The following is an 8923-nucleotide window of genomic DNA, read 5'->3' as shown; positions in this document are numbered from 1 at the left end:
CGGTGATCTGCTCCGGAGTACCCCAACCCGAGCTCGGGCGCTGCTGGAACAGGCCCAGCGAGTCGTGGTCGTTCCTGTCGCCCAGGTGACCCAGGTTCTCCAGCTTCGACTCCTGCAGGCTCGTCGCGATCGAGATGACCGCGGCCCGCTCCGGCAGACCGGCCTTCTTCGTGGCCGCGATGATCGCCTTCACGTTCGCGGTCTGCTCATCGTTGAGGGGGATCCGGGACTGCTCGCCCTGCGGCTTCGACGCCGCCGACTGCACGGCCACCGCAACCGGCTTGGCATCCACGGCCGGGGTAGCGGCGTGGGCGGCGATCGGGCCGGCGAACACACCACCGGCGAACGCGAGACCAGCAACAGACAGCACGCTCTTACGGAAGATCGTGTTCATGGGGGTAGCTCCTTCGGGGGTAGAACACCCGCACCGCCAAAGAGGGGAACGGCGGTGATGGGTGTGAGCACCTCGTCCGGCGCTGCACGTACCAAGGGGAAAGTCTTGGGGGTGACACCCTGTCGGGCGTCGGGGTCGGCGACCTGGCGAGCGGGGGGCTCGTGGCGCCGGGTCCCTGTGTAACGACCGGGGGGCCGGGGTCATTCCGGGGTCGGCCCATCTGCCGGCACCCTCGTCGTGGCGGTGCCCGGTGGTCGTTCGTGGGGACTGTAACGACCGGGTGGAGGCTGGCATTCCGGCCTGTGCGACCAGCCGTCAGGGGTCCGGGGGCCGGTCGGTGGTGCTGCGATCGTCAGGGTGTGTAACGACCCCGGCCCGGCCATGATTCCGGCCCACAAGTGCGCCCGATCACCGGACAAAGGTCGCGTACCTCGCAGCAGCCTAAGCCCTGCACCCGCCTGAATGCCCCCAGAACGAACAAACCTCCCAGGCGTTTACTCTGCCTGCCCCTCGGACCGGCCACTTGGCATGATCCACTCGGGTTCTTTGAAGTCGGGGGGTGTCCGGGCCGACGGGATGCCCCGACATCAAGGAAGCCGTGTTGATCAAGGCATTGGCGGCGGCGGGGTTCCTTGGTGGTGGGGGAACCGCATGAACGACACGAAACCGCGCCCCCAGGGTGAGGGCGCGGTTTCGTGGATGTTGGGGACGCGTCGGGTCAGGCGACGTTGCGTTGGGCCGGGACGGTCGACTTGTGCGGGCGGCCCAGTCGGGCCTCCAGCCGTGCGACGTCGACCCGGGCGTGCCGGCGGTCTGCCAGGTCCTCCCAGCCGACGGCGAGCAGTCGCAGGCGCTCCGACTCGCTGAAGCCGCCCCATACGCCGTAAGGCTCCCGTACCGACAGGGCGTGGGCGGCGCACTCGGCGCGAACCGGGCAGGCGCGGCAGACCGACTTGGCGGCGGACTCGCGACGCAGCCGGGAAGAACCACGCTCACCGTCGGGGTGGAAGAACTGGGCGCTGTCGCGCCCTCGGCAGGCACCGAGTCGCTGCCAGTCCCAGAGATCGACGATGGGTCCGGGCAGTCTACGTACGTTCGACATCAGCACCCCTCCTCCCGCGCGGCTCCGCGAGAATCCTTATGGCCGGCATCCGGGCGGCGGGCCGCGCAGGCGCACCGTTCCCGGCCTGGATCTCCCGGTACCCGGGCTGTCGTCAACTCACACGTCTGTGATCGAAAACGTCCGGGAAATTGCGGCTTTTGCCCCATCTGTCGGAAAAGTTCGAAGGATTGCCGGGAACCCCCTCCCCAGCCGACCGCGTCATGGTCTGCTCGTTGGCGGAGAGGAGACCACAGTGCGTACCGTTCTTGTGTGCGTTCGGACACCACTCGCGGCCCAGCACCTTACTTCTGCTGCCGCGCGGCTGGGGTTGTCCGCGATCGTTCGTACCGCCGTCTCTGATCCCGAGGTGATGCTGCGGCTGGCCGAGCGACCGGCCGACGTGGTCCTGGCCGACACGGCCCTGACCCGGCCGGACAGCGCCGGCTTCGTCCGCCGGGTGTTGGCGCGTGCGCCGCAGGCGGCGGTGCTGCTGCTCGGCACCGAGGAGTCCGAGGCCGCGGCGGCCACCATCAGCGCCGGCGCCCGGGGGCTCATCCAGAATGTCGACCATGACCTGACCAGCGCGGTGGCCAAGGCGCTCCTGCTGCTCACGGCGCCTGGCCGAGCCTCCCGGCAGCGGATCACCGATCCGGCCCGCGACGCGGCGGCGGTGGGTGGTTCCGGCCGTTCCGGGCCGTCGCCGCGCGGTTCCGGTGAGCCCGGCTGGGCGGCCGCAGCCGCCGACGGGCCGGCCGGGGTGGCGTCGGTGCCGGTGCAGCGGGGCGACGACGAGGCGGAGGCGGGGACCGGCGAGTCGCCGGCGCAGACCGACCCGGGCCGTCCCGCCCCGAACGCCCGGCCCAGTCGGGCGTCGATCGGCCTCACCGAGCGTGAGCTTCAGGTGCTCCTCGGCATGGCCGAGGGCAAGAGCAACGCGGAGATCGGCCGGGAGCTGTTCGTCTCGGAGGACACCGTCAAGACGCACGCCCGCCGGTTGTTCCGCAAGCTTGGCGCCCGGGACCGGGCCCACGCGGTGGCGGCGGGCTTCCGCGCCGGTCTGGTCGCCTGACATACGCACGCCGCGTGGCTGCAGGGCACCGGGCGCGACTGCAGGGCACGCCGCGCTACTGCAAGCGCCCGGGGCGCGCCGCAGCCGGGGTACGCCGCGGGGCAGCAGGGCACCTGGGGCGCGGCAGCGGGGGCACGCCGCGCGGCAACAGGGCACGCCCGCGCGGCAGCGGGGGCACCCGCCGCCCGGTGGCGTTACTTGGTGGCGGTCGGGGCGCCCGGCTCGTCCTCGGTGCCCTCGGACAGGGTGTCGTGCACCCCGTCCGCGTACCCCCGGGCGTAGTCCCAGGTCACGTAGTGGTCCGGGTCCGGGTCGTAGGCGGGCTCGTGCACCCGGGGTCGGCCCGAGTTGAGCAGGTGCCGCAGGTTGCCGCGGAGCAGGTCCCAGTCGAAGTAGTGCGGCTCGCGACAGTCCTCGCATTCGATCACCAGCCCGCGAACCCCGATCGGGGCCAGCAGAGCCTGGTAGATCTCCAGGTCAGCGAGGTCTTCCAGCACATCCTGCCGCTCGACGTCGGTCAGCGGATCCGGCGTCGCGTCATCGCCCGGGTCATCCAGACCCGCGGTCGGATCGGCCGGGTCGCCATTGAACGGGTCGATGGGCTCGTCGTGCACCCCCTCACCGTAGACCCAACGCGGCGCGAACGTCCGCCCCCCGGCCTCCGCGCCGGCCCGGCCTGCCACGGACGGGTCGCCCAGCTCACTGGGTACGATGAGGCGACGTGCCGGCATCGTGGCGCGCTCCGGTGCCCGCCCGCGCCACCTCGCTGAAGCCCATCCGAGCAGCTCAGGGGAGCAATCGTGGAAAATTCGCCCAGCACCGATCTTCCGGCCGGCGTCGAGCACGCCGACCTGGGCGGCCACCTGCCCGAGCTGCCGGCCGGCTCCGCCCGGGTGGTTCCGCTCGGCCTCACCTTCGACGACGTGCTGCTCCAGCCGGGCGAGTCGGACGTGGTGCCCAGCCGGGTCAACACCCGGACGAAGCTCACCCGCAACATCGAGTTGTCCATTCCGCTGCTGTCCAGCGCGATGGACACGGTGACCGAGGCCCGGATGGCGATCGCCATGGCCCGCCAGGGTGGCATCGGTGTGTTGCACCGCAACCTCTCCCTGGAGGACCAGGCCCTCCAGGTCGACCTGGTGAAGCGCTCCGAGTCCGGCATGATCACCAACCCGGTGACCGCCAGCCCGGACGACACGCTGCGGGAGGTCGACGAGCTGTGCGGCCGTTACCGCATCTCCGGCGTTCCGGTGGTGGACGGCGACGGCCAGCTGGTCGGCATCGTCACCAACCGGGACATGCGTTTCGTCTCCGAGCCGAACACTCCGGTTCGGGAGATCATGACCCACACCCCGCTGGTCACCGCGCGGGTCGGGGTGAGCAAGGACGACGCCCTGGCGCTGCTGCGTCAGCACAAGGTCGAGAAGCTGCCGATCGTCGACGAGTCGGGCCGGCTGCGTGGCCTGATCACCGTCAAGGACTTCACCAAGAGCGAGCAGTACCCGGACGCCAGCAAGGACGACGCCGGCCGGCTGCGTGTCGCCGCCGCCATCGGTGTGGGCGAGGACGCGTACAAGCGGGCCCGTGCCCTGGTCGACGCGGGCGTCGACGTGCTGATCGTGGACACCGCGCACGGTCACCAGCGGGCCGTGCTGGACATGGTCCGCCGGCTCAAGGCCGACGTGGCGGTCGACATCATGGGCGGCAACGTGGCCACGTACGCCGGCGCGAAGGCGCTCGTCGACGCCGGCGCCGACGGCGTCAAGGTGGGCGTGGGGCCGGGCGCGATCTGCACCACGCGGATCGTCGCCGGGGTCGGCGTGCCGCAGGTGACCGCGATCATGGAGGCGGCCCGGGCCGCCCGCCCGGCCGGCGTGCCGGTGATCGGCGACGGTGGCATCCAATACTCCGGCGACATCGCCAAGGCCCTGGTGGCCGGCGCCGACACGGTGATGCTCGGCAGCCTGCTGGCCGGTTGCGAGGAGAGCCCCGGCGAGCTGATCTTCGTCAACGGCAAGCAGTTCAAGACGTACCGCGGGATGGGGTCGCTCGGCGCGATGCAGTCCCGGGGTCAGGCCAAGTCGTACAGCAAGGACCGTTACTTCCAGCAGGACGTGCTCAGCGACGACAAGCTGGTCCCCGAGGGCGTGGAGGGTCAGGTGCCCTACCGGGGGCCGCTGTCCCGGGTCGCCCACCAGTTGGTCGGCGGGCTGCGGCTGGCCATGGGGTACGCCGGTGCGGAGAACATCCCCGATCTGCACCGCCGGGGCCAGCTCATCCGGATCACCGCGGCTGGTCTGAAGGAGAGCCACCCGCACGACATCCAGATGACCGTCGAGGCGCCCAACTACCACACCCGCTGACCCAACACCCCCAACCACCTGGAGTCCCCCATGCGTGACGTGGTCGAGATCGGGCTGGGCAAGACCGCGCAGCGCGGCTACCACCTGGACGACATCGCCATCGTGCCGAGCCGCCGTACCCGCGACGTCGACGACGTCTCGACGTCGTGGCAGCTCGACGCGTACCCATTCGGCATCCCGTGCGTCGGCCACCCCTCCGACGCCACCATGAGCCCGGCCTCGGCGGTGCGGCTCGGTCAGCTCGGCGGCCTCGGCGTGCTCAACGTCGAGGGGCTCTGGACCCGCTACGAGAACCCGACCAAGGTGCTGGACGAGCTGGCCGGCCTCGACGAGGAGGCCCGCGCCACCAAGCGGCTCCAGGAGGTGTACGCCGAGCCGATCCGCCCGGACCTGATCGCGGAGCGGGTCCGCGAGCTGCGCGCCGGTGGCAGCACGGTGGCGGTGCGGGTCTCCCCGCAGCACACCCTCGCGCTGGCGCCGGTGATCCTGGACGCCGGGGTGGACATCCTGGTCATCCAGGGCACCATCGTCTCGGCCGAGCACGTGTCGACCACCGATGAGCCGCTGAACCTCAAGGAGTTCATCGCCGACCTCGACCTGCCGGTGATCGTCGGTGGCTGCACCGACTACAAGACGGCGCTGCACCTGATGCGTACCGGCGCGGCCGGCGTGATCGTGGGTATCGGTGGCGACGAGTGGTCGACCACCGAGTCGGTGCTGGGCATCCGGGTGCCGATGGCCACCGCGATCGCCGACGCCGCGGCGGCCCGCCGTGACTACCTGGACGAGACCGGCGGTCGGTACGTGCACCTGATCGCCGACGGTGACATCCAGACCTCGGGCGACATCGCCAAGGCGCTCGGCTGCGGCGCGGACGCGGTGATGCTCGGTGAGCCGCTGTCGCTCTGCGACGAGGCCCCCGCCGGTGGTGCCTGGTGGCACTCGGCGGCGAGCCACCCGTCGCTGCCCCGGGGTGCCTTCGAGGTCTCCGGTGAGCCGCTCGGGTCGATGGAGCAGCTGCTCTTCGGGCCGGCGGACGAGGCCGACGGCCAGCTGAACCTGTTCGGTGGGCTGCGTCGGGCGATGGCCAAGTGCGGTTACCGCGACCTGAAGGAGTTCCAGAAGGTCGGTCTGGTCCTCGACCGCTGACCGATCCGTCAGACGCCGGAAGGCCGGCCCCGCCTGGTGCGGGGCCGGCCTTCGTCGCGTTCAGCGCGGAGTCACTTCTCCACGTAGATGGTCAGGTCGGACATGTTGCGGTAGCTGGTCGCCGCGAAGTCGAGCGATTGGCCCTTGTTGTCCACGCCGCCGGGGGCGGTGTCCATCTCCCAGTTGGCGTGGTGGAAGTTGCGTTCGCCGATGGTCTGGAAGAACTGCTGGAAGTTGAGGTCGCCGTCGCCCAGCGGGGTCATCTGGTACCCGTTGGGCACGCTGGTGTCCCGGTCGCCGTCCTTGGCGTGGAAGAGCGGGAACCGGGTGGTCCGGTCGGCCACGGTGAGGATCGGGTCGAACAGGTCGGTCACCTCCTGGCCGGCCGGGTTGACGTACTTCTGGTGCTTGTAACGGGCCACGTAGGCCCAGTAGATGTCCAGCTCGAAGAAGACGTACCGCGGGTCGGTGATCTCGAAGAAGTACTCCAGCCGGCGGATGCCGGAGGACCGGGTCTGCCGGCCCTGCGCGTCGCGCGGGCCCCGGTCGATGAGGAAGTTGTACGCGGCGTCGTGGTTGTGCGTGTAGAGCCGCATGCCCCGGGCCTTGGCCTGCCGGCCCAGCTCGTTCCAGATGTCCGCGGCGGCGTCCCACTCGGCCTTGTACGCGCTGCTGGTCGGGTCGCTGCCGGTGCCGATGTTCTTCATGCCGAGTTCCTCGGCGATGTCCAGCTGTTGCTGGAAGGTGGCCGGCTGGATCGAGGCGTGGGTGCCGTTGGCCACCAGGCCGTTGTCGTCGAGGATCTTGCGGATCTCGGCGGGGGTGATCTGCCGGCCCAGGATCTCGGTGCTCTGGGTGTAGCCGGCGAACTCGATTTCCTTGTAACCGATCTCGGCGAGTCGGGCGAGGACGCGCTCGAAGCCGTACGGCACCCCGCTGTCGTCGGGTGCGGCGGTGATCCGGTCGCGGACGCTGTAGAGGATGATGCCGCGGTTCCTGGCCGGGATCAGCGGCTCCACCCGCAGCTTGCTCGCGTTGCCGGGGTTGGCGAGCGCGGGGGTGCCGGTGGCGAGGACGGGTAGCCCGGCCGCGCCGATCGCGGCGGCGGCGCCGGCGGAGGCGGCGAGCAGGGATCGGCGGCTGAGCCGGCCGGTGGGGGTGGCGTCGGGGGCGGTGTGGTCTGGCATGGTTCCACCTTTCGCGACGGTGGTCGGAGACAGACACTAACGTCGGTCTAAGTCGAAAGAAAGGTTCGATCGACGGCAGCTTTTGTTCGATTCGACGAAAGTCACTGATGATCGTCGATACCGGCCGCTCGGCCCGCGATGCTGACTACGCTCGTCCTGACCGGAACGCCGCGAAAGGCCGGAACGCCGCAGGAGGGGTGCGCGTGGTCCTGATCAGACGGAGACTGAGCGTCGCCGCCGCGCTGACCTGCGCGATCGGGCTGGCCGCCGCCGGTTGTACCGGCGATGACCGCGACGGCTTCCGGCCCGGCGCGGCCGACGTCGGCGACCCGTACGTGCCGGGGCACGGCAACGGCGGCTACGACGTCGGGCACTACGGCCTCGACGTCCGCTACGACCCGTCGACCGACCGGCTGACCGGTCGAGCCGTCATCACGGCCACCGCCACCCAGGACCTGTCCCGGTTCAACCTGGACCTGGTCGGCCTGGAGGTTCGCGCGGTCAGCGTGGGTGACGCGGCGGCCGAGCACAGACGCGGCGACGGCGAGTTGGTGGTGACCCCCAGCGACGGACTGCCGCGCGGCCGGCAGTTCACAGTGACCGTCGAGTACGCGGGCGTCCCCACGGCCGTCGACGACGGGGCGTTGGGCAGCGGCGGCTTCCTGCACACCGCCGACGGCGCGGTGGCGCTCGGCCAACCCGAGTCGGCCGCCACCTGGTTCCCGGTCAACGACCACCCGTCGGACAAGGCCACCTACGACCTGGCGGTGACCGTCCCGGACGGCCTGGCCGCGCTGAGCAACGGCGTTCCCGGGCCGAAGAGCAGCGCCGACGGCTGGACCACCTGGCGCTGGTCGGAGCGCGCCCCGATGGCCAGCTACCTGAGCACGCTCGTGATCGGTGACTACCGGGTGGTGACCGGCACGCACGCCGGCCGGCCGATGGTCACGGCGGTGGCCGCGAGCCTGCCGGCGACCGGCGGCGCGGCCACCTCGCTGGCCCGCACCGGCGCGATCGTCGACTTCCTGGCCAGCCGCTTCGGCCCGTACCCGTTCGACTCGTACGGGGGCATCGTGATCGCCGACGACCGGATCGGCTACGCGCTGGAGACCCAGTCCCGGCCGGTGTACGGGCCCGGCTTCTTCGCTGACGACCGGCCGAACCCGAGCGTCGTCGCGCACGAACTGGCGCACCAGTGGTTCGGCGACAGCGTGTCGCTGACCAGGTGGAGCGACATGTGGCTCAACGAGGGCTTCGCCAGCTACGCCGAGTGGTTGTGGGAGGAGCACGACGGCGGCCGGACCGCCCAGCGCAACTTCGAGATCCAGTACGCGGCGACCGACTGGACGCAGCCGTCGGTCGAGCCGGGCCGGGAGCAGATGTTCGGCACCGCCGTCTACAAGCGCGGGGCGCTCGCCGTGCACGCGTTGCGCCGGACCGTCGGTGACGACCTCTTCTTCCGCATCCTGCGTACCTGGACCAGCGAGCGGGCGGCGGGCAACGCGACCACCGCGGACCTCGTCGCGCTGGCCGAGCGGGTCGCCGGGCGGCAACTGCGTCCGCTCTTCGACGCCTGGTTGGTGGGTGGGTCGGCCCCCACACTGCCGTGACCCGGCCCCGCTGCCCGGTCGATATGCTGCCGCCTGCGAACGGCGGGTG

8 protein-coding genes are annotated in these 8923 nt (G+C 71.1%); 4 read left to right on the top strand and 4 right to left on the bottom strand.

Features of this window, described 5'->3' with window-relative positions:
* On the bottom strand, window positions 1-394 hold a 394-nt coding region (locus PSH03_RS18330), incomplete at its 3' end, for a hypothetical protein (protein ID WP_238689861.1).
* 718 nt (window positions 395-1112) lie between these two features.
* Entirely contained in the window at window positions 1113-1496 is a 384-nt protein-coding gene (locus PSH03_RS18325; RefSeq protein WP_091406539.1) for a WhiB family transcriptional regulator, read from the bottom strand.
* A gap of 253 nt (window positions 1497-1749) precedes the next feature.
* Between PSH03_RS18325 and PSH03_RS18320 the strand changes: the two genes are divergently transcribed.
* A complete protein-coding gene (locus PSH03_RS18320; protein WP_210783334.1) occupies window positions 1750-2565 on the top strand; it encodes a helix-turn-helix transcriptional regulator in 816 nt (271 codons plus the stop codon).
* Window positions 2566-2759: 194 nt separating this feature from the next.
* On the opposite strand, the gene PSH03_RS18315 is transcribed toward PSH03_RS18320, so the two are convergent.
* A complete protein-coding gene (locus PSH03_RS18315; RefSeq protein WP_030337860.1) occupies window positions 2760-3179 on the bottom strand; it encodes a DUF5319 domain-containing protein in 420 nt (139 codons plus the stop codon).
* 186 nt (window positions 3180-3365) lie between these two features.
* On the opposite strand from PSH03_RS18315, the gene guaB reads away from it, so the two are divergent.
* Both guaB and PSH03_RS18305 read left to right on the top strand, forming a co-directional pair.
* Window positions 3366-4928 carry an IMP dehydrogenase gene (guaB, locus tag PSH03_RS18310; RefSeq protein ID WP_210783336.1) on the top strand — a complete coding sequence of 521 codons (1563 nt, stop codon included), beginning with the start codon at window positions 3366-3368 and terminating at the stop codon, window positions 4926-4928.
* A 30-nt stretch (window positions 4929-4958) separates the two neighbouring features.
* Window positions 4959-6077 (top strand): GuaB3 family IMP dehydrogenase-related protein, encoded by a 1119-nt coding sequence (locus PSH03_RS18305; protein WP_112589254.1) that lies wholly within the window; start codon window positions 4959-4961, stop codon window positions 6075-6077.
* Between the two features lie 71 nt (window positions 6078-6148).
* Here the strand turns inward: PSH03_RS18305 and PSH03_RS18300 are convergent, their stop codons facing one another.
* Window positions 6149-7264, bottom strand: coding sequence for a sugar phosphate isomerase/epimerase family protein (locus PSH03_RS18300; protein ID WP_210783338.1), 1116 nt, complete (start codon window positions 7262-7264; stop codon window positions 6149-6151).
* A 209-nt stretch (window positions 7265-7473) separates the two neighbouring features.
* On the opposite strand from PSH03_RS18300, the gene PSH03_RS18295 reads away from it, so the two are divergent.
* Window positions 7474-8874 carry a M1 family metallopeptidase gene (locus tag PSH03_RS18295; RefSeq protein WP_372494797.1) on the top strand — a complete coding sequence of 467 codons (1401 nt, stop codon included), beginning with the start codon at window positions 7474-7476 and terminating at the stop codon, window positions 8872-8874.
* Window positions 8875-8923: the final 49 nt, after the last annotated feature.

This window comes from Micromonospora salmantinae (genome assembly GCF_022230905.1).
Taxonomy (GTDB): domain Bacteria; phylum Actinomycetota; class Actinomycetes; order Mycobacteriales; family Micromonosporaceae; genus Micromonospora; species Micromonospora salmantinae.
This window is presented reverse-complemented; position numbering and strand designations above follow the sequence as displayed.